Below are 19,330 nucleotides of genomic sequence, written 5' to 3' on the forward strand. Positions count from 1 at the left end.
TGGGCACCATGGCTACCCCTACCTCTGACCCCGGTGGCGTCGTCGTCATCACCGGCATCATGGCGTCCGGAAAGTCCACGGTGGCGCAGGCGTTGGCCGAGCGTCTGGCGAAGGCCGTGCACGTGCGGGGCGACGTCTACCGGCGGATGATCGTCTCGGGCGGCGTCGACTACGAACCCGATGCCGGGGGCGAGGCGGAGGCCCAACTCCTGCTCCGCTACCGGCTTTCGGCCTCGACGGCCGACGCGTACGCGGACGCGGGCTTCACCGCGGTCGTCCAGGACGTCATCCTGGGCCCGCCGCTGAAGACGTACGTGGATCTCATCCGCACCCGCCCCGTGTACGTCGTCGTGCTCGCCCCGCGCCCCGACGCGGTCGCCGCCCGCGAGGCCGGCCGCGGCAAGACGGGGTACGGCGCATGGACGGTGGAGGACCTGGACGCGGGCCTGCGCGAGACCACTTTGCGGATCGGACTCTGGCTGGACAGCTCGGAGTTGACGGTGGAGCAGACCGTGGACGCGATTCTGGCGCGACTGGACGAGGCGCGGGTCGAAGGCTCCTCCTGAGCAGTCACCAGATGCCGTCCTCCAGGTCGCTTCGGCCGGCCGTGCTCGTCAGGACGGGGGTCACGGCCAGCATGCCGATGTCCTCGGGGTGGACCAGGGTCGGGTACACGGCCTCGGGGAACGGCAGCCGGTGGGCGTCGTCGGGGAAGTGGGGGAGGGTCGTCCGCCAGTGCGTCATGGCTTGGAGCTCCCGGCGAAGGGCTGCGCTCGGGGGGTGCGGGGTGGCGGGGCGTGTGGGTGTGGTGTGCAGAGAGCTCAGGGGGGTCGGGGTGTCCCTGGCTGCTCTGCGGCCTCGGGGCTCCGCCGCCTCCGTGGTGTGTGCGGCGTCCGTGGTGTCCGTGGTGTCCGTGGTGTCCGTGACCTGGTCGTCCGTGTCGTCCGTGGCTGAAGGGGACGCCGCGTTCTCCAGGATCTGCTCCCATTCGGCCTGGGGATACCCGAACACGCGGCACGTCCACGTCCGTTCGCCACCCGCTTCGCGGCACACGAGGTCGGCGCGGATCTCGAGCAGCCCCCTGTGCCCGTCCGGCGCCAGGAGTTTCAGATGCCGCATGGCGTTGATGCCCGTGTGCGGCCAGAGAAGGGTGCCGTCCTCGGCGCCACCGATGACACGGGCCGGTTCATGGTTCAGGTGGACGGTGACCCTGGCCTCGTCCAGGTCCGAGCCCGCAGTCTGCTTGATGACGGCGATCACTTCGAGGGCGGCGCCTTCGCCGCCGCGTACGTCGGTCTCCTGCACGATGAACCGCGGGCAGTCCGCCTTGTCCCGCTCGTCCCGGGCCTGGTCCCGCTGTGCGCGCTGCGCCTCCAACTGGGCGTTGGTCGCCTGCTTGGCCACCCGGGCCTGCCACCACGCGACGGCGACGGCGCCGCCTGCGACGGCGGAGTTCGCCGCAGTGATGTAGTCCCCAGCCTCCACCCGGCACCTCTCGCCCGTGGTTCGCGCGCGTCGTCCTGTCGCCATTGTGGCGCCGGGGCGACCCGAGGGTCTGGGTAACTAGCCAGTCGTACGCAGAAGTTGAAACGACGAGCAGAGGGTGACCCCCATAAGGGGCCACCCTCTGCCTACCGCTCCCGCGGCACGGTGTCATCGTGCCGCCAGAGGCCGTGGCGGGAATCGAACCCGCGTTACTGGATTTGCAGTCCAGCCCCTAAGCCACTCGGGCACACGGCCAAGCCGTTGACTTGACCTCTCGAACGTAGCCGTGGCCTGCCGGAACCCTCAAGGGATCAAGGCGCGCCGCAACGGGACTGCCATGCGGCGTTCATGAACGGCGGTGGGTGTTGGCTTCCGGTGCGCTATGACGCGTCCTTGACCCGGTCGACGAGCAACTCCGCGACCGGCTGGACGTCACCGGGCTCCTTGAGGTCCTCTCCCGCGACGCCGACCACCACCTTGCCGACGCGCATCGTCACCTGGGCCGCGTGGAACCCCGACTCGTGCGTGGACCATGCCTCGGTGTCCTGCGCGCCCGCGTCGATCTTCACGGGCTGTGACCCTTCGCTGCGGCCCACGCCGACCAGATTCCGCATGACCGACTTCGCCCCGTCCTCGGACTCGAAGGACAGGACGACCACATGGGCCTTGTGCTCGCGATCCCCCTCGGCCCGGTTCACCGTGCCTTCGTCGTACGTGTCGGATCCGACGGCGACCACTTCGGTGCGGGAGCACTTCGCGGCCATCGACGCGCACTGCTTGACGGCCTCCTTGCCCTTGAGTACCTCGGGGCCGGCCTCGCCGCGCCACCCGCGGGGGAGGTCCTCGCGGTCGGGCATGGCGTCGCGCATCTGCTCCGCCGTGAGCCCGACGGCCGCCTCGCCGTCGTCGCTCCCCGCGCAGGCGGAGAGCCCGGCCGCCACGCAGACGACCGCCAGAGCCAGGCCGCGCAATCCTGTACCCACGGCAACTCCCCCTGTCCATAGGCTTTTCGGGGTGATCAGTGAACCCCATCGTCCCCTCGGGCACCACTGTCGCGCACGCCTTTTGCGTATAGGTCGGAACCTGGCCCATATGGCTTCTGGCGTCGGGGTCGTACGCCGAAGCCGCCCGCCGCGCGGATGAGTTGATCGGGCCCTGCCTCACCTGGACGTGTCGCACGCCCTCCGGGAGTCACTGGACGGCGCCCGGACCATGGGCTGACCACGGTGGCCGTGGCGGCCGGGCGGGGAGTGCTCAGGTGTAGGGCGGCAGGTTGTCCGTGGGGATCGTCCAGTCCGCGACGGTGACGGGCTCGCCGTAGATGAAGTCCTTGCGGGTCGCGTAGCGGGGGCCCTTCCCGGAGGAGAGAAAGGGGGCGGAATCGGGGGCCCCGCGCACAAGGGAGCGTTGGGCTGCTGATCAGTCATCGGGAAGGGTTTGGGCTTCCTTGGTGTCAGGCCCTCGCAGTGGGATGGCCGCAGTGGGATGGCAGTCCCGGCGGGGGCCGATTTGTTTCTGCGGTTGTCGAGGCCGGGCTTGCACCGCCAACAGGCTTATGCATCAGCCCAGTTGGGGCTGATCACCCGTCCGGGTGGGTGGGTTGGGGTTTGGGGCGGGTTGGGGGGTTCCCGCCCTCGTTCCTTACGTTCTTGATGTCGTGCCTCACCGAGTTCGGGGCCGCCGGGTCGTGGAAACCTCGATGCGGCCAAAAGGGCGCCCAAGGATCATTGGGGAGGCGTGGATAGAGTGTGTCGATGCCGCTTGTCGAGATCACCTACGCGCCCGAGGTTCCCGAGGCGACGCTTCGCGAACTGGGGTCTGTCCTCCCGCACTTGGTCTCCAAGGCGGTCGAGTGTCCCGAGGAGCCCTATGACGGGCACCTTCAGCCGGGTGACGTGGAGCTGCGCTTTCGTCGGCTCGGGCCGTTCGACCGCAGCGGCCTGGACCTCGTGATCGAGGTGCGGTCCAAGTGGTTCGACAGCAGGGCCGCCAACCGCCAGGAGCGGGTGGATCTGCTGCACAACAGCATCGGGGTCGCGACGGGGCTGCGTGACTTCGGTGTCTATCTCTCGCTTCCGGTGGCCGCGTGGTCGCAGGGTGACGACTGAAGCGGCCGTCTTCAAGCGCGGCGACCGGTGAGGGGCCTTCGACGGGGCTCTGGGTTCGTGGGACGTCCGCAGACCGCTACGAGGTCAGCTCCACCCACACCCGAGGATGTCTACTGCATGACGGTCTCGCGCGTCGGCCACTTCGTCGGCCACTTCGTCGGCCCCCTCGCCGGCGCCGGGGTCACGGACGGCAGCCGCTGACGGCGGAGCCGGCCCGCCGCCTCCTCCAATACGCCACCGTCACCGACGCGAGCAGCGGCCCCCACAGCAGCAGCGGCAGATAGCTGACGTAGAAGACGGCTCCCTCCCAACCCCCTTGGTTCCCGGGGTAGTCCGCGGGGGACTCGTCGCCGCGGATCGTGACGCCGCGCAGGTCACTGATCGCCGCCGTCGTCCACATCGCCGTCACGGCGAGCGCACCGAGCGCGGCCGGGATCACGGCGGCCAGGGGCCGGATCCTGCGCCCGCCCAGCCACGGGAGCCGACGTGGGAACACCTCGCCCCACGCCGCCACCAGGCCGACCGCGGTGAAGGCGAGCAGCTCGGACAGGATCGACAGGAGGAACACGTACACCTCGCCGGAGAGCCATGAGGGGAGGCTGCCGTCCTTTCCGTCGGCTTCCGAGGAGAACGCTCCGCCCAGTCGCCAGATGCTCGACGGCAGGACGACGAGCGGGATGGCGTACGCGGCGTTCCGGGCCCAGCGGGGGACTCCCGGCACGGGTGCGTGCGCCTTCCGCCAGGCGGTGCGGAGGCGGCCGCCGGGGGGTGGCGGCGTGGTGAGCGGTGTCGATGTCTGTGCCGGTGCCGGTGCCGGTGCCGGTGCCGGTGCCGGTGTCGGTGTCGTCATGGCCAGAAGGCTGTCAATCAGGGGTCCGTCCAGGGATCCGCCGACGGTCCGAAGCTGCCGGATGCGGCTCCGCCGCGCGGGGGAGGCGCCGTGGGACCGGTGCCTGCCGACGTCCCTGCCGACGCCCCGGCCGCCCCCTGCCAACCCTCGCCAACTAGGACAAGAACTGGCCTAGTTGGCTTCTAGCGTGGTGTCCGACCGACGAAGCGGAACCAACGTGAGGCGGAGACGATGAGCGAGACGACGACCACCAGTACCCCGAGCCCCACCAGCCCCACCAGCCCCACCAGCCCCACCAGCACTCCGAGCACCACCGGCACCCCGAGCACCACCGGCGAGCACGCCGACCTCCTGGACGCGCTGGCCAAGCACCGGCAGTTCCTGCGCTTCACCGTCCGCGACCTCACCGACGAGCAGGCCGGGCTGCGCACCACCGCGAGCGAGCTGTGCCTGGGGGGCCTGGTCAAGCACGTCACTTCGGTCGAGCGGACCTGGGTGGCCTTCATCGCGGACGGGCCATCGGCGCTGGGCGGCGTGACCGACATGACGGAGGAGGACCGGGCCCGGCGGGCCGACGAGTTCCGGATGCTGCCGGGCGAGACCCTGGCGGGTGTCCTCGACGACTACGCCGAAGCCGCCCGGCGCACCGACGCCCTGGTCGGCGCCCTGCCCGAGCTGGGCGTGAGCCACCCGCTGCCGGAAGCCCCGTGGTCCGAGCCCGGCGCCCGCTGGTCGGCCCGCCGGGTCCTGCTCCACGTCATCGCGGAGACCGCCCAGCACGCGGGGCACGCCGACATCATCCGTGAGTCGCTGGACGGTTCCCGAACCATGGGCTGAGCCGGCACGGGGCACGTCGGCGCCTGGCGTTACTTCGTCACGTACGCGTCCGGGAACCGGCACGGAGCCACCGCCGGTTGATCAACGGGACGTAGAGTCCGGGCGTGAGCCACGAACCCGTCTTCAAGCGCAGTGCATGGGGCACCAGCCGCTACGTCTACAACCCCGGCAACCCCATCGGCTTCGCCCTCATCATCGCGGCGGTGCTCTTCGCCGGCGGCGGCATGTACTACATGTACTCCAGCTCGCGCTGGAGCGAGGGCGAGCTGCGCGATGCCGTGTACGCCGTCACGGAAGACCTCGACGGCTCGTACGACGGAAGCCCGGAAGGGTACGAGAGCGGCTACGGCGGCGGCTATGCGGAGCGGATACGGCGGGAGCTGGAGGCCACCGACGGTGCGCCGAAGACCGGGCTCCGGGTGAACGGGACGTCCGGCGACCGCTACGAGGTCGGCACCGCCCACACCGACCACCTCTACTGCATGCACGTCGCGCGCAAGGACTACCTCATCCGCGCCGACGTCAGCGACGGCGCCTGCTGAAGAGACGTACGACCAAGGGACCAGAAGGTCACTGCCTCCGGACAGGGGTCACCGAGAAGAACGCCCCTTACTCTGGCCGCATGACCGCCCTGGAATCCGGTGACACCGACGTCACAGCAGACCCGCCGATATCGCCACCCTCAGCGTCGGGGGACGGTGTGCTGCGCAAGCCCTACCGCGCCCTCAGCATCGGCATCGTCTCCGTCGTCCTGCTCATCGCCTTCGAGGCGACCGCCGTCGGGACCGCGATGCCCGTGGCCGCGCGGGAGCTCGACGGGGTCTCGCTGTACGCCTTCGCCTTCTCCGGGTACTTCACGACTAGCCTCTTCGGCATGGTGCTCAGCGGCCAGTGGGCCGACCGGCGCGGGCCCCTCGGACCGCTCGCCGCCGGGATCTCGCTCTTCGCGGCCGGGCTGCTGCTCAGCGGGACCGCCGGGGCGATGTGGCTGTTCATCCTGGGGCGGGCCGTGCAGGGGCTCGGCGGCGGGCTCGTGATCGTCTCGCTGTACGTCATCGTCAGCCGGGCCTACCCCGAGCATCTGCGGCCGTCCATCATGGCGGCGTTCGCGGCCAGCTGGGTCGTGCCCTCGGTCGTCGGGCCGCTGGTCTCCGGGACCGTCACCGAGCACCTCGGGTGGCGCTGGGTCTTCGTAGGGATTCCCGCGCTCGTCGCCGCCCCGCTCGCCCTCGCGCTGCCCCAGATCCGGCGCACCGCCTCCGGGCCCGTCGACCCGGACGCGCCCGTCGCCGCCTTCGACCGGCGTCGTATCCGCCTTGCGCTGGGGATCTCGCTGGGCGCGGGGCTCCTGCAGTACGCCGGTCAGGACCTGCGGTGGCTCTCGCTGCTGCCCGCCGTGGTGGGTGGGGCGCTCCTCGTGCCCTCCGTCCTCGGTCTGCTGCCCCGCGGCACCTACCGCGCCGCCCGCGGGCTGCCCTCCGTCGTGCTGCTCCGCGGCGTCGCCGCCGGGTCGTTCATCGCCGCCGAGTCCTTCGTGCCGCTGATGCTCGTCACCCAGCGGGGGCTCAGCCCCACCATGGCCGGGCTCTCGCTCGCCGTGGGCGGCGCGACCTGGGCCCTTGGCTCGTACGTCCAGTCGCGGCCCCGCATGGAGCCCTACCGCGGGCGGCTCGTGGCCGCGGGGATGGTGCTCGTCGCCCTTGCCATCGCCGCCGCGCCGACCGTCCTCGTCGAGGCCGTGCCCGTGTGGATCGTCGCGGTCGCCTGGGCCTTCGGCTGCTTCGGCATGGGCATGGTCATCGCATCGACGAGCGTGCTGCTCCTGAGGCTCTCGCCGCCCGAGGACGCGGGGTCGAATTCGGCCGCGTTGCAGATCTCCGACGGCCTCTCGAACGTGATCCTGCTCGCCGTCGGCGGCGCCGCCTTCGCCGCGCTCGGCGGCGGCACGGTGGGCGCGACACACGGGGCGGGCGAGGCCGCGGGATCCCATCCGGCCGCCTTCGTCGCCGTGTTCCTGCCCATGGCGGCGGTCGCCCTGGTCGGGGCCTGGGTGGGCACGCGGCTGAAGGAGCGCACCCCCTGACGGCGTCCTGAGCCGCGGGTGTGACACCTGTCCCACCCGCTCCCGGCACCGCCTCGATCTCACGGGTACGTCAACCCGTCACCGGTAAGGTGGCCCGGTTGTCGTACGTACCCGAGAAGTCAAAACCCGGAGACCGTGACTACCACCAGCGCCGCCGCCAACTCCTCCCACCACCTCTCTCCCGCCTTCCCCGGCCGGGCCCCCTGGGGCACCGCCAACAAGCTGCGTGCCTGGCAGCAGGGCGCGATGGAGAAGTACATCCAGGAGCAGCCGCGAGACTTCCTGGCCGTCGCCACCCCCGGCGCCGGCAAGACGACGTTCGCGCTCACGCTCGCGTCGTGGCTGCTGCACCACCATGTGGTGCAGCAGGTCACCGTGGTCGCCCCCACCGAACACCTGAAGAAGCAGTGGGCCGAAGCGGCCGCCCGTATAGGCATCAAGCTGGACCCGGAGTACAGCGCCGGGCCGCTCAGCAAGGAGTACCAGGGCGTCGCCGTGACCTACGCGGGCGTGGGCGTGCGGCCGATGCTGCACCGCAACCGCAGCGAGCAGCGCAAGACCCTCGTGATCCTCGACGAGATCCACCACGCGGGAGACAGCAAGTCCTGGGGTGAGGCCTGCCTCGAAGCCTTCGAGCCCGCGACCCGCCGCCTCGCGCTCACCGGCACGCCCTTCCGCTCCGACACCAACCCGATCCCCTTCGTCACGTACGAAGAAGGCAACGACGGCATCCGGCGCTCCTCGGCCGACTACACCTACGGCTACGGCAGCGCGCTGGGCGACGGCGTCGTGCGGCCCGTCATCTTCCTCTCGTACTCCGGCAACATGCGCTGGCGCACGAAGGCGGGCGACGAGATCGCGGCCCGCCTCGGCGAGCCCATGACCAAGGACGCCGTCTCGCAGGCCTGGCGCACCGCGCTGGACGCGCGCGGCGAATGGATGCCGAACGTCCTCAAGGCCGCCGACAAGCGGCTCAGCGAGGTCAGGAAGGCCATCCCCGACGCGGGCGGCCTCGTCATCGCCTCCGACCAGGACTCCGCGCGCGCCTACGCCAAGCTGATCCGCGAGATCACCGGGACCAAGGCGACCGTCGTCCTCTCCGACGACACCGGCGCCTCCCAGCGCATCGACGACTTCAGCGCCGGCACCGACCGCTGGATGGTCGCGGTCCGCATGGTGTCCGAAGGCGTCGACGTGCCGCGCCTGGCGGTGGGCGTGTATGCGACGACGATCTCGACTCCTCTCTTCTTCGCGCAGGCCGTCGGCCGCTTCGTGCGGTCCAGGCGGCGCGGCGAGACCGCGTCCGTGTTCCTGCCCACCGTCCCCGACCTGCTCGGCTTCGCCAACGAGATGGAGGTCGAGCGCGACCACGTGCTCGACAAGCCGAAGAAGGAAGGGGAGGAGGACCCCTACGCCGAGTCCGAGGCGGAGATGGACGAGGCGAACAAGCAGCAGGACGAGGACACCGGCGAGCAGGAGCAGTTCTCCTTCGAGGCGCTGGAGTCCGAGGCCGTCTTCGACCGGGTGCTCTTCGACGGTGCCGAGTTCGGCATGCAGGCGCACCCGGGCAGCGAGGAGGAGCAGGACTACCTCGGCATCCCCGGGCTCCTCGAACCCGACCAGGTGCAGATGCTGCTGCAGAAGCGGCAGGCCCGGCAGATCGCCCACAGCAAGAAGAAGCCGGACGAGGAGGCCGATCTCCTCGAACTCCCCGCCGAGCGGCGCCCGGTGGTCTCCCACAAGGAGCTCCTCGGGCTCAGGAAGCAGCTGAACACGATGGTCGGCGCGTACGTCCATCAGAGCGGGAAGCCGCACGGCGTGATCCACACCGAGCTGCGCCGCACCTGTGGCGGGCCGCCCAGCGCGGAGGCCACGGCGGGACAGCTGCGGCAGCGCATCGAGAAGGTCCAGGAGTGGGCCACCCGCATGAAGTGACCTCAGGGTCGTCCGCATGACGTGACCCGAGGGTCGTCCGCACGAAGTGACCGCCGAGTAGGGAGCGGCGCGTTCCGGGTGGGGAGGCCGTGTGCGGAGGTCGTGCACGCCTCTTCCCACCCGCCCTGTGCGTAACGGGGCAATGGGGGCGCCAGGGACGCCGACGTGCCCGGATTCTGGACGAAGTCTTCCGCTGAGCGGGACGGCCTCGCTACTGTCCCCGCAACGCACACGCCCCGTGGCAGCGCCGCCGCGGAGCGCAGCCGGTGTTCCGACCGGCGGCCTCTGACGCGCGTCGCCCACGGGACCGGCGGCGCATCCGCCGCGTAGGGGGGCCGCCGACCCTCACCTAAGGAGTGGGCGTCGTGACCGCGGAGACTTCCCAGACGCTCGACCGAGGACTGCGCGTCCTCAAGCTGCTGGCCGACACCGACCATGGACTCACGGTCACCGAGCTGTCCAACAAGCTCGGCGTGAACCGCACCGTGGTCTACCGCCTGCTCGCCACGCTGGAGCAGCACGCACTCGTCCGCCGGGACCTGGGCGGCCGCGCCCGCGTCGGCCTCGGCGTGCTCCGCCTGGGCCGCCAGGTGCACCCGCTGGTGCGCGAGGCCGCGCTGCCCGCCCTGCGCTCGCTCGCCGAGGACATAGGCGCGACGGCGCACCTGACCCTCGTCGACGGCACGGAGGCGTTGGCCGTCGCGGTCGTGGAGCCGACCTGGACCGACTACCACGTCGCCTACCGCACCGGCTTCCGTCACCCCCTGGACCGCGGCGCCGCGGGCCGCGCCATCCTCGCCGCCCGCCAAGGCCTGGTCACCGACCCCGGCTACGCCCTCACCCACGGCGAGCTGGAGGCCGGCGCGAGCGGAGCGGCGGCTCCGCTGGTGGGCGTGACGGGGATAGAGGGCAGCGTAGGAGTGGTCATGCTCGCGGACTCGGTACCGGAGCGGGTGGGCCCCCGGGTGGTCGACGCGGCCCGCGAAGTGGCGGATGCCCTGCGCTGAGGCCGCGCGGGCGAACGGTGCCACGGGGCTCGGCCGCTCGCCGGCTGCGCCGAGCTCGTCCTCGAACGCCGGACAGGCTGGACAGTCGGCGCTCGTCGTCAGGTGCGAGACTGGCCGGCTTTGCCCCGCGGGTTAGATTGATCCTGTGTTCTCTCGTTTCACGCGCCCCCAGGCCCTCGCCGTCTGCGCCCTCCCCGTGGTGGCCCTGCTCGCCGTCGCCGGGCTCGCGCCGCTGCCGTTCGCCGTGGCCCAGCCGGGCGGCACGACGAACGTCCTCGGGGAGCACGAGGGCAAGCCGGTCCTCACGATCACCGGCGCCCCCACGCGGCCGACCACCGGTGAGCTGCGCATGACGACGATCGTCGCCACAGGGCCGCAGATGGACGTGTACCTGGGCGACGTGATCGACGGCTGGTTCCGCACGGACCGCGCGGTGATGCCGAAGGACTCGGTCTACCCCGTCGGCGACAACGTGAAGGAAGTCGAGAAGCACAACCTCGGCGACATGAAGGAGTCGCAGGACGACGCGACGAAGGCGGCGCTGAACTATCTGAAGGCGAACGGCGTCGACAACACCGACAAGGTGGAGGTCGAGGCCGACCTCGGCAAGATCGGCGGCCCCAGCGCCGGCCTGTTCCTCTCGCTCGGCATCATCGACAAGCTGGACGGGAACGGCAGCGGAGGCGACCTCACCGGCGGCCGCAAGATCGCGGGCACCGGCACGATCACGGCCGACGGCAAGGTCGGCCCGGTCGGCGGCGTGTCCATGAAGACGCAGGGCGCGGCGCGCGACGGCGCGACCGTCTTCCTGGTCCCGAAGGCCGAGTGCAAGGACGCTCAGGCGGAGCTGCCGAAGGGCCTGAAGCTGATTCCCGTCACGACACTGTCGGGCACGGTCGACGCGCTGCGGGCCCTGGAGAAGGGCGAGAAGGTCCCGAGCTGCTGACGAGACGCAGGCCCAACTCGACGAGGGTCCAGCCGAGTTGCGTACGCAGCTGAGGGCGGGGGAGTCGCACGGGGGCCGCCCGTCGTAACTCCTCGGCGCGGTCGTGATGCAGCATCAGGTGTACGTCGGAGTGCATGTCGTGCTCCTCTCGGGCGTTGTCCCTCAGGTGTCGTCGGTCATCGGCCGGGTCGGGAAGATGTGGGAGTGGACGCGGACCTGGGCGACGTCCGATGCGTCTTCCTCCAGCGCCAGAGCCCGGTAACTCTCCATGAGTTCATGGACCTTGTGGCCCAGCTCGGAGGTGAGCGCGGGTGTCAGGGTCAGGGTGAAGTCACTGGTGTCCGCGGCCTCGTCCCACTCCTGTGACCACTCGTGCCGGGTGGCGATCCAGGTGGTCACCTCCTGCGAGCGCTGTGCGGCGTACTCGTACAGGAGAGTGCTGAGCGCGGCCTGTACTGCCGGGTCCCGATCGCGGATGAGGTCCTCGCCGGTGAACGTGCCCTGGTGGACGGAGCGCCACCACCGTTCCCGTCCCTTCCCCCGCTCCGGATCGTCCTCGACGAATCCGTACTCCGCGAGTTGGCGGAGGTGATAGCTGGTCGCACCGCTGGACTCGCCCAGACGCGCGGCGAGTTGGGAGGCTGTTGCCGGTCCCTCCAAGCGCAGCGAGGCGATCAGCCGCATTCGCAGAGGGTGTGCGAGGCCGCGCAGTGAACGCGGGTTGAGGTAGTGGACCTTCCGGGGCTGCGGCTCTTCCGTCATGCCCTCAACGTAGCTATGCAAAGACTCCGTTGCAACGGTTTCTTTGCAACGGAGTCTTTGTAACTTCCGGAAGCGGTTCCGCCGCTTCGCTCACTCCTTGACGAACCCCTCCTGGATCAGCCAGTCCTTCGCCACCTCGTGCGGGTCCTGACCCTCCACGTCCACCTTGGAGTTGAGGTCCTGCGCGACCGTGTTGTTCAGCTTCTTCGTGATGGGGTCCAGGACCTCCGCCATCTCCGGGTACTTCTCCAGGGACTTGCTGTTGATCTCCGGTGCGGCGTTGTAGTTGGGGAAGAAGTGCTTGTCGTCCTCCATCACCGTCAGGTCCATCGCCTTGATGCGGCCGTCGGTGGTGAAGACCTCGCCGTACGTGCACGACCCCTTGGACGCCTGCGTGTAGATGATCCCGGTGTCCATCTTGGTGATGTTGGACGACGGGATGCTCATCCCGTACGCCTTCTGCATGCCCGGCAGGCCGTCGTCCCGCGACGCGAACTCGCTCTCCACGCACAGCGTGACGGCCTTCGGGTCGGACTTGGACAGGGCCGCCACGTCCGAGAGCGTCTTCGTCTTGTACTTCGCCTCGTTCTTCTGGTTCGTCGCAAGCGCGTACGTGTTGTTGAGCGCGGCCGGCGGCAGCCAGGTGATGCCGTTCTTCAGGTCCGCGTCGTGCACCGCCTGCCACTGCTTCTGCGGGTCGTCGATGGGCTCGGAGTTGCCCTGGTAGGTGATCCAGGCGGTGCCCGTGTACTCGTACATGGCGTCCGCGTCGCCGCCCTTGACGGCCTCGCGCGCGCCGATCGAGCCCTGGATGCCGGTGCGGTCGAGCACGTCCGCGCCGGCCGCCTGGAAGGCGATGCCCATGATCGCGCCGAGGATCAGCTGCTCGGTGAACTCCTTGGAGGTGACGGTGAGATCGGCGCCCTTGAGGGGCAGGCCCTTGCCGATGGAGCCGGGCTTGACGTCGTCCACCATCGGGCTGCCGCTGGTGAGCCCGCACCCGGCCAGCAGGGCGGCCCCCAGGGCGCCGATGACCGACGTACGCAACGTGACCCTCATGACCGCACCTCCAACCCGCGCGGGCGCAGGACCAGTTCGGCCAGCGAGGCCAGCCAGTCCACCAGGAGCGCGAGCGCGATCGTCAGGATCGAACCGAGCATGAGGACGGGCATGCGCTGGTTGGTCATGCCCGTGGTGATCAGGTCGCCCAGGCCGCCGCCACCGCCGAAGGTGGCCAGCGTCGCCGTGCCGACGTTCAGGACGAGAGCCGTGCGCACGCCCGCGAGGATCAGCGGTACGGCCAGCGGGAGTTCGACCCTCGTCAGGACGCCGAGCGGCGACATGCCGATGCCGCGCGCCGCTTCGAGGAGGGTCGGGTCGTTCGCCTTCAGGCCCGCGATCGTGTTGGAGAGGACCGGCAGGACGGCGTAGATGATGATGCCGATCAGGGCCGCCTTCTCGCCGATGCCGAGCCAGATCACCAGGAGCGCGAGGAGGCCGATCGCGGGCGTCGCCTGGCCGATGTTGGCCAGGGCCATCGCGGCCGGGGCGGCCTTGCGCAGCCGCTTGCGGGTCAGCAGGATGCCCAGCGGGATCGCGATGATCAGGACGAAGAAGGTGGAGATCGCGGTCAGTTGGATGTGCTGGCGAAGGCGCAGCCACACATTGCCGTTGGCCAGCGCGTTCCTGGAGATCGAGTCCAGGTCGGCCTGCTGGAACCACCACCAGGTCAGCAGCAGGATCACCGCGAGCACGGCGGGCAGGAACGTGAGCCTCTGCCAGGTGACCCGGCGCGGCTGCCTGTCGGGGACGTCCGGGGGAGGGGCCTCCTGCTCGCCCTCGCCCACGTCGCGGAAGGCGAGGCCCTTGACCTCGTGCTCTCCCTCGGGGCGCGTGTCGTCGCGCGACGACGGCCTCATGCCTTCGCCTCCCCGCTGTCGCCCTCCTGCTCCTGGTGGGTCAACCGCTGGCGCTGCTCCTCCAGTTCGTGCTGGTGCTCGACGGCTTCGAGACGGTCGGCCTCCAGCATCTCGTGGACGGAGTTCATCAGCGTCTCCATGTCGACGACGCCCGTGTACTCGCCGCGCCGCCCGGTCACCGCGACCCGGCCCGCGTTGTCCGTGAGGACCGCCTCCAGGGCGTCGCGCAGGGTGGCGTCGCGGGTCACCGTGTCGTGCACGAGGGTGCCCGCGCGGGCCAGCGAGCCCTTGGCGCGCATCAGGTCGCCGCGGCGCAGCCACTTGTAGGGGCGGCCACGCTTGTCGAGCAGGAGCAGTTCGTTGGTGCCGCCGCCGCGGAGCTTGTCGAAGATGTCCTGGAGCGGGTCGTCGATGGTCACCGTCGGCACGTCGGCGATCTCCACGTCGCGTACGCGGGTCAGGTTCAGCCGCTTGAGCGCCGCGCCCGCGCCCACGAACCCGGAGACGAAGTCGTCGGCGGGGTTGGTGAGGATGGCCTCGGGGGTGTCGAACTGCGCGATGTGCGAGCGCTCCCGCAGGACGGCGATGCGGTCGCCGAGCTTGATGGCCTCGTCGAAGTCGTGCGTGACGAAGACGATGGTCTTGTGCAGCTCGTGCTGGAGCCGGATCAGCTCGTCCTGGAGGTGGTCGCGGGTGATCGGGTCGACGGCGCCGAACGGCTCGTCCATCAGAAGGACGGGTGGGTCGGCCGCCAACGCCCGTGCCACTCCCACGCGTTGCTGCTGACCGCCGGAGAGCTGGCGCGGATAACGGCCGTGGAACTCGGCCGGGTCGAGCCCCACCAGGTCGAGCATCTCCTCCACCCGAGACTTGATCTTCGACTTCCCCCAGCCCACCATCTTCGGTACGAGGGCGATGTTCTGAGCCACCGTCATGTGTGGGAAGAGGCCCGAGGACTGGATCGCGTAGCCGACCTTGCGGCGCAGCTTCACCGGGTCGATGTCGGTGACGTCCTCGCCGTTGATGCGGATGCGGCCGCTGGTCGGCTCGATGAGCCGGTTGATCATCTTCAGGGTGGTCGACTTCCCGCAGCCGGACGGGCCCACGAAGATGACGATCTCGCCCGCCTTGATCTCCATGTTGACGCTGTCCACGGCCGGGTCGCTGCTGCCCGGATAGCGCTTGGTGAGGTTCTCCAGCTCGATCGTCGCTCCGGACGTGGTGGCGGGGGCCTGTCCCTCGGCCTCGTCCGTCGTCGCGTTCTCGGTGGCGGTGGTCTCAGACACGGATACCCCTCGGAATGGTCAGCCGGCCGATCAGGACGTACGCGGCGTCGAACAGCAGCGCGAGGACGATGATCCCGAGCGTTCCCGCGAGCACCTGGTTGAGCGCGTTCTTGCTGCCGAGCGAGCCGATGCCGCGGAAGATCTCGTTGCCGAGGCCGGGCCCCGACGCGTACGCGGCGATGGCCGCGATGCCCATCAGCATCTGCGTGGAGACGCGGATGCCGGTCAGGATCGGCGGCCAGGCGATCGGCAGTTCCACCTTGAAGAGCCGGGCGATCCTGGACATCCCGATGCCCTTCGCGGCGTCGACCAGGGACGGGTCGACGCCGCGAAGGCCGACGATGGAGTTCCGCACGATCGGCAGCAGCCCGTACAGCGTCAGTGCGATGACGGTCGGCGCGACGCCGAGCCCCACGACCGGGATCAGCAGGCCGATCATGGCGAGCGAGGGGATGGTCAGAATGGTGGAGGTGGCGGTCGTGGCCAGGTTGCCCGCCCACTCGCTGCGGTAGGTGAAGACGCCGATCAGTACGCCGATCACGGTCGCGACGACCATGCACTGGAAGACGGCGCTCGCGTGCTGGTACGCGTCCGTCAGCAACTGTTGGTGACGGTTGCCGAGGTAGTCCCAGAAGTTCACTGAAGTGCTCACCTCGTCTTTCCGAGTCTTGCCGAAGGTTCGCCCTGCCGAAGGTTCGTCCTGCCGAAGGCGCTCGGTGGTCTCGGACTCAGGAGTCTTCGGACGCCTGCTCCACCAGCGGGATGATCCGCAGCGGAACGGGGTTTTCCATGACGATCGCCGTGGAGGCCCGGACGATGCCATCAAAACCCACCACCCGGTCGATCACACGTTGGAGATCCGCGTTCGACCGGGCCACCAGACGGCAGAGCATGTCGCCGTGGCCCGTGATGGTGTGCAGTTCGAGGACCTCGGCCACGGACGCCAAATGCGCCCGTACGTCCGCCCCCTGGCCCTGTTTGATCTCCAGCGTCGCGAAGGCCGTCACGGGGTAGCCGAGCGCCGCCGGATCGACCTCCGGGCCGAATCCCCGGATGACTCCATTGGACTGAAGCCGGTCCATGCGCGCCTGCACCGTGCCGCGCGCGACGCCGAGCCTGCGGGACGCCTCAAGAACCCCGATACGCGGCTCCCGCGCCAGGAGCACGATGAGCCGGCCGTCCAGATGATCGATCGCCATGACGCCTCCGTGATGGTCATGATGTACAGATAGCCCGCCCATCCTGGCCAGTGGCTGGACAGATTGACCACTGAAAACGCGAACTATTGCGCACCTTGTGGATCGGCGGGAGCCTCAGGGCATGACTGAGACCACCACCCACACCACCCCCGACACCGCGCGCGAGGCCGACCCCTTCCCGGTCAAGGGAATGGACGCGGTCGTCTTCGCCGTGGGCAACGCCAAGCAGGCGGCGCACTACTACTCCACCGCGTTCGGCATGAAGCTGGTCGCCTACTCCGGACCGGAGAACGGCAGCCGCGAGACCGCGAGTTACGTGCTCACGAACGGCGCCGCCCGCTTCGTCTTCACCTCCGTCATCAAGGCCTCCACCGAGCGGGGCACCTTCCTCGCCTCGCACGTGGCCGAGCACGGCGACGGCGTCGTCGACCTCGCCATCGAGGTCCCGGACGCGCGCGCCGCGTACGCGTACGCCGTCGAGCACGGTGCCCGCGGCATCACGGAGCCGTACGAGGAGAAGGACGAGAACGGCACGGTCGTCCTCGCCGCCATCGCCACCTACGGCAAGACCCGCCACACGCTGGTCGAGCGCACCGACTACGACGGGCCTTACCTGCCCGGTTTCGTCGCCGCGAACCCGATCGTCGAGCCGCCGGCCAAGCGCACCTTCCAGGCGATCGACCACTGCGTCGGCAACGTCGAGCTCGGCAAGATGAACGAGTGGGTCGGCTTCTACAACAAGGTCATGGGCTTCACGAACATGAAGGAGTTCGTGGGCGACGACATCGCGACCGAGTACTCGGCGCTGATGTCCAAGGTGGTCGCGGACGGCACCCTCAAGGTGAAGTTCCCGATCAACGAGCCCGCGATCGCCAAGAAGAAGTCCCAGATCGACGAGTACCTGGAGTTCTACGGCGGCGCGGGCGTCCAGCACATCGCGCTCGCCACGAACGACATCGTCGAGACCGTGCGCACGATGCGCGCGGCGGGCGTGCAGTTCCTCGACACCCCCGACTCGTACTACGACACCCTCGGCGAGTGGGCGGGCGAGACCCGCGTGCCCGTGGAGACCCTGCGCGAGCTGAAGATCCTCGTCGACCGCGACGAGGACGGCTACCTGCTGCAGATCTTCACCAAGCCGGTCCAGGACCGCCCGACCGTCTTCTTCGAGATGATCGAGCGGCACGGCTCCATGGGCTTCGGCAAGGGCAACTTCAAGGCCCTGTTCGAGGCGATCGAGAGGGAGCAGGAGAAGCGGGGCAATCTGTAAGGGTCTTTCCCTGCCGAGCGTTGTCCGCGCCCCGTCAGGGGCGCGGGGAACTGCGCGACAAGCCACGACGCACCCGCAGGCGAAGACTCAGCGAGGCTTTCCGGCGGGCGCCGAAGCCGAGGGCTTGCGGGGCGACGTGGGCTTCGCAGTCTGCCTGGGGGCCGCAGGCCGGGGCGCGTACATCTGGGCGGGCCCGCCCTCGGGCGGCTCGCCCAGGGCATCGAGCGCCTCCTTGGCCGCAGGCACCCCCAGCGGCGAGAAGTACGGATTGATGCGCAGCGCCTCGCCGAGGTGCCGCCGCGCCGCCCCGTAGTAGCCCAACTCCCGCTCGATCTGGCCCCGGTGGAAGGCGAACAGGGCGCTGCGCGGCCCCTTCTCCATGGCCTTGGTGACCAGCTTCAGGCCCGCCTCGCCGTCCCCGGCACGATGCAGGGCCCAGCCCAGCGCGTCCGCGGTCTCCGGGCTGCCGTGCCGCTCGTACTCCGCGGTCAGCAGCTCCACCGCCGCGTCCGCGTCGCCGTGGTCCGCCTCGAAGAGGCCGAGGATCCGTTCGTTGTTGACGCCGCCCACGCTCTCCTGTTTCACCCGGGCCCGCAGCACGTCGTACTGCGCACGCGCCGCGGGAGCAAGGCGCAGCGACTCGTACAACTCACCCAGTTCCAGGGCGTATTCGGGCAGCGGCTGCTTCGTGAGCGCCGAGCGGTAGGCGTGCAGCGCCTCCGAGGAACGGCCGAGGGCGGCCAGGGCGCGGCCCCGGCCCGCCAGCGAGGGGTGGTGGTCGGCGTCGGCGGCGAGCGCCGCGTCGTAGTAGCGCAGTGCCTCCGTCGGTTCGCCCCGCTCCCAGGCGAGTTCGGCCACGCGGTGCAGGCACGCCGCCTTCTCCGCCGGGGCCTCGGCGAGCGCGGCCGCGTCGGTGAGCGCGGCGTTCGCGTCCTCGCGCCAGCCGCGGCTTCGGTAGACCTGCCCGGCGCGCGTCATCACCGCGGGGCCCGAGCCCAGCTCCTGCAGGGACTCCAGGGCCCTGCCGACACCCTTCGCGTCGCCGAGCCCGCTGTAGGCGTCGATCAGCGCGGGGTAGGCGGTCCACCGCTTCGGTGCCTGCTTCGCCGCCAGTTCGCCCCACTTCTTCGCGGCGCGGAAGTCGTGCCGGGCGTTGGCGAGGACGGCGAGCCCCGTCAGGGCCTCCGCGTTGCCCTGGGGCCTGGCCTTCAATGACGTACGCAGCGCGCTCTCGGCCTTGGGGTAGTACGCGACATCGGCGCTCCGCACGCCCTGTGCCACGTACGCCTGGCCGAGAACCGCCCAGGACTGGTCGTCGCCGGGGTGCGCCCGCACATGCGTCTCGCGCTCCCCGATCAGCGCGGTCAGATCCGGCAGCGCGGCGGGCGCACCCGCCCCCACGGCCGCCATCGCACGCCCCGCGGGGCCCAGGGCGGGCGGCGCCGCGTCCCCGCCGTCCGGGGGCAGCAGCACGAAGACGCCGCCGAGCACCACGCTCCCCGCGACGGACGCGATCAGCACACGCTTCATCGAAGGCTTCATGGGGGACTTGGAAGGCTCCATGACGCTCACTGTGCGGCAATCACTTCAATACGAAGAGCACATCCCGGCGGCGCGGAACGGCGTCGCACACGGGTTCACAC

The 19,330-nt window shown here is 70.1% G+C and carries 20 protein-coding genes, 1 tRNA gene and 1 pseudogene; 9 read left to right on the forward strand and 13 right to left on the reverse strand.

All coding sequences use genetic code 11. The features are described from left to right. Positions 1–8: 8 nt before the first annotated feature. Complete coding sequence (locus AB0B50_RS34850) at positions 9–566, forward strand: AAA family ATPase (RefSeq protein ID WP_362339830.1); 558 nt, start codon at positions 9–11, stop codon at positions 564–566. 4 nt (positions 567–570) lie between these two features. On the opposite strand, the gene AB0B50_RS34855 is transcribed toward AB0B50_RS34850, so the two are convergent. The 4 genes and pseudogenes from AB0B50_RS34855 to AB0B50_RS34870 all read right to left on the reverse strand — a co-directional run. After that, positions 571–1,485: a hypothetical protein gene (locus tag AB0B50_RS34855; RefSeq protein WP_362339831.1), complete on the reverse strand. Its 915-nt coding sequence runs from the start codon at positions 1,483–1,485 to the stop codon at positions 571–573. A gap of 183 nt (positions 1,486–1,668) precedes the next feature. Next, a tRNA-Cys gene (locus tag AB0B50_RS34860) sits at positions 1,669–1,740 on the reverse strand. Positions 1,741–1,865: 125 nt separating this feature from the next. Continuing rightward, entirely contained in the window at positions 1,866–2,468 is a 603-nt protein-coding gene (locus AB0B50_RS34865; RefSeq protein WP_362339832.1) for a hypothetical protein, read from the reverse strand. A gap of 271 nt (positions 2,469–2,739) precedes the next feature. Beyond that, positions 2,740–2,838, reverse strand: a pseudogene (locus tag AB0B50_RS34870) (Uma2 family endonuclease); the annotation flags it as partial. Between the two features lie 401 nt (positions 2,839–3,239). On the opposite strand from AB0B50_RS34870, the gene AB0B50_RS34875 reads away from it, so the two are divergent. Beyond that, positions 3,240–3,593 (forward strand): hypothetical protein, encoded by a 354-nt coding sequence (locus AB0B50_RS34875; RefSeq protein WP_362339833.1) that lies wholly within the window; start codon positions 3,240–3,242, stop codon positions 3,591–3,593. 181 nt (positions 3,594–3,774) lie between these two features. Here AB0B50_RS34875 and AB0B50_RS34880 read toward each other — a convergent pair whose 3' ends face one another. Beyond that, entirely contained in the window at positions 3,775–4,443 is a 669-nt protein-coding gene (locus AB0B50_RS34880; RefSeq protein WP_362339834.1) for a hypothetical protein, read from the reverse strand. Positions 4,444–4,674: 231 nt separating this feature from the next. Here AB0B50_RS34880 and AB0B50_RS34885 point away from each other — a divergent pair, with 231 nt between their 5' ends. The 6 genes from AB0B50_RS34885 to AB0B50_RS34910 all read left to right on the forward strand — a co-directional run bounded on the left by AB0B50_RS34885 (position 4,675) and on the right by AB0B50_RS34910 (position 11,251). Beyond that, positions 4,675–5,280, forward strand: a complete 606-nt coding sequence (locus AB0B50_RS34885) for a DinB family protein (protein WP_362339835.1) — start codon at positions 4,675–4,677, stop codon at positions 5,278–5,280. 104 nt (positions 5,281–5,384) lie between these two features. Beyond that, complete coding sequence (locus tag AB0B50_RS34890) at positions 5,385–5,822, forward strand: hypothetical protein (RefSeq protein WP_362339836.1); 438 nt, start codon at positions 5,385–5,387, stop codon at positions 5,820–5,822. 80 nt (positions 5,823–5,902) lie between these two features. Further along, the gene (locus tag AB0B50_RS34895) at positions 5,903–7,363 is read left to right on the forward strand and encodes an MFS transporter (protein ID WP_362339837.1); all 1,461 of its coding nucleotides are present in this window, start codon (positions 5,903–5,905) and stop codon (positions 7,361–7,363) included. A gap of 135 nt (positions 7,364–7,498) precedes the next feature. Then, positions 7,499–9,298 (forward strand): DEAD/DEAH box helicase, encoded by a 1,800-nt coding sequence (locus AB0B50_RS34900; RefSeq protein WP_362339838.1) that lies wholly within the window; start codon positions 7,499–7,501, stop codon positions 9,296–9,298. 365 nt (positions 9,299–9,663) lie between these two features. Beyond that, the gene (locus AB0B50_RS34905; protein ID WP_055702359.1) at positions 9,664–10,305 is read left to right on the forward strand and encodes a helix-turn-helix domain-containing protein; all 642 of its coding nucleotides are present in this window, start codon (positions 9,664–9,666) and stop codon (positions 10,303–10,305) included. Between the two features lie 145 nt (positions 10,306–10,450). Continuing rightward, positions 10,451–11,251: a S16 family serine protease gene (locus tag AB0B50_RS34910; protein ID WP_362339839.1), complete on the forward strand. Its 801-nt coding sequence runs from the start codon at positions 10,451–10,453 to the stop codon at positions 11,249–11,251. Here AB0B50_RS34910 and AB0B50_RS34915 read toward each other — a convergent pair. The 7 genes from AB0B50_RS34915 to AB0B50_RS34945 all read right to left on the reverse strand — a co-directional run bounded on the left by AB0B50_RS34915 (position 11,181) and on the right by AB0B50_RS34945 (position 16,417). Further along, positions 11,181–11,387: a hypothetical protein gene (locus AB0B50_RS34915; RefSeq protein ID WP_362339840.1), complete on the reverse strand. Its 207-nt coding sequence runs from the start codon at positions 11,385–11,387 to the stop codon at positions 11,181–11,183. The genes AB0B50_RS34910 and AB0B50_RS34915 overlap by 71 nt on opposite strands. Positions 11,388–11,413: 26 nt before the next feature. Beyond that, a complete protein-coding gene (locus AB0B50_RS34920; RefSeq protein ID WP_362339841.1) occupies positions 11,414–12,013 on the reverse strand; it encodes a helix-turn-helix domain-containing protein in 600 nt (199 codons plus the stop codon). A gap of 90 nt (positions 12,014–12,103) precedes the next feature. Continuing rightward, on the reverse strand, positions 12,104–13,072 hold the full coding sequence (locus AB0B50_RS34925) for a glycine betaine ABC transporter substrate-binding protein (protein WP_362339842.1): 969 nt from the start codon (positions 13,070–13,072) through the stop codon (positions 12,104–12,106). Beyond that, positions 13,069–13,932 carry an ABC transporter permease gene (locus AB0B50_RS34930; protein ID WP_362339843.1) on the reverse strand — a complete coding sequence of 288 codons (864 nt, stop codon included), beginning with the start codon at positions 13,930–13,932 and terminating at the stop codon, positions 13,069–13,071. The genes AB0B50_RS34925 and AB0B50_RS34930 overlap by 4 nt, the downstream gene beginning before the upstream one ends. After that, on the reverse strand, positions 13,929–15,137 hold the full coding sequence (locus tag AB0B50_RS34935; RefSeq protein ID WP_362339920.1) for a betaine/proline/choline family ABC transporter ATP-binding protein: 1,209 nt from the start codon (positions 15,135–15,137) through the stop codon (positions 13,929–13,931). Before AB0B50_RS34935 ends, AB0B50_RS34930 begins: the two co-directional genes overlap by 4 nt. 73 nt (positions 15,138–15,210) lie before the next feature. After that, complete coding sequence (locus tag AB0B50_RS34940; RefSeq protein ID WP_362339921.1) at positions 15,211–15,858, reverse strand: ABC transporter permease; 648 nt, start codon at positions 15,856–15,858, stop codon at positions 15,211–15,213. 88 nt (positions 15,859–15,946) lie between these two features. Next, positions 15,947–16,417, reverse strand: coding sequence for an Lrp/AsnC family transcriptional regulator (locus tag AB0B50_RS34945; RefSeq protein WP_362339844.1), 471 nt, complete (start codon positions 16,415–16,417; stop codon positions 15,947–15,949). A gap of 121 nt (positions 16,418–16,538) precedes the next feature. Between AB0B50_RS34945 and hppD the strand changes: the two genes are divergently transcribed. Continuing rightward, positions 16,539–17,687: a 4-hydroxyphenylpyruvate dioxygenase gene (hppD, locus tag AB0B50_RS34950; RefSeq protein ID WP_362339845.1), complete on the forward strand. Its 1,149-nt coding sequence runs from the start codon at positions 16,539–16,541 to the stop codon at positions 17,685–17,687. 87 nt (positions 17,688–17,774) lie between these two features. Here the strand turns inward: hppD and AB0B50_RS34955 are convergent, their stop codons facing one another. Then, complete coding sequence (locus tag AB0B50_RS34955) at positions 17,775–19,217, reverse strand: tetratricopeptide repeat protein (RefSeq protein WP_362339846.1); 1,443 nt, start codon at positions 19,215–19,217, stop codon at positions 17,775–17,777. Positions 19,218–19,330 lie beyond the last annotated feature (113 nt).

The sequence above is a fragment of the Streptomyces sp. NPDC041068 genome, assembly GCF_040647455.1.
GTDB lineage: Bacteria > Actinomycetota > Actinomycetes > Streptomycetales > Streptomycetaceae > Streptomyces.

What these genes read in the sequence shown, in the direction of transcription:
- AB0B50_RS34850 (WP_362339830.1), top strand. Translation starts at nt 9, where the DNA reads ATGGCTACCCCTACCTCTGACCCCGGTGGCGTCGTCGTCATCACCGGC.
- AB0B50_RS34875 (WP_362339833.1), top strand. Translation starts at nt 3,240, where the DNA reads ATGCCGCTTGTCGAGATCACCTACGCGCCCGAGGTTCCCGAGGCGACG.
- AB0B50_RS34880 (WP_362339834.1), bottom strand. Translation starts at nt 4,443, where the DNA reads ATGACGACACCGACACCGGCACCGGCACCGGCACCGGCACCGGCACCG.
- AB0B50_RS34885 (WP_362339835.1), top strand. Translation starts at nt 4,675, where the DNA reads ATGAGCGAGACGACGACCACCAGTACCCCGAGCCCCACCAGCCCCACC.
- AB0B50_RS34895 (WP_362339837.1), top strand. Translation starts at nt 5,903, where the DNA reads ATGACCGCCCTGGAATCCGGTGACACCGACGTCACAGCAGACCCGCCG.
- AB0B50_RS34915 (WP_362339840.1), bottom strand. Translation starts at nt 11,387, where the DNA reads ATGCACTCCGACGTACACCTGATGCTGCATCACGACCGCGCCGAGGAG.
- AB0B50_RS34920 (WP_362339841.1), bottom strand. Translation starts at nt 12,013, where the DNA reads ATGACGGAAGAGCCGCAGCCCCGGAAGGTCCACTACCTCAACCCGCGT.
- AB0B50_RS34925 (WP_362339842.1), bottom strand. Translation starts at nt 13,072, where the DNA reads ATGAGGGTCACGTTGCGTACGTCGGTCATCGGCGCCCTGGGGGCCGCC.
- AB0B50_RS34930 (WP_362339843.1), bottom strand. Translation starts at nt 13,932, where the DNA reads ATGAGGCCGTCGTCGCGCGACGACACGCGCCCCGAGGGAGAGCACGAG.
- AB0B50_RS34945 (WP_362339844.1), bottom strand. Translation starts at nt 16,417, where the DNA reads ATGGCGATCGATCATCTGGACGGCCGGCTCATCGTGCTCCTGGCGCGG.
- hppD (WP_362339845.1), top strand. Translation starts at nt 16,539, where the DNA reads ATGACTGAGACCACCACCCACACCACCCCCGACACCGCGCGCGAGGCC.
- AB0B50_RS34955 (WP_362339846.1), bottom strand. Translation starts at nt 19,217, where the DNA reads ATGAAGCGTGTGCTGATCGCGTCCGTCGCGGGGAGCGTGGTGCTCGGC.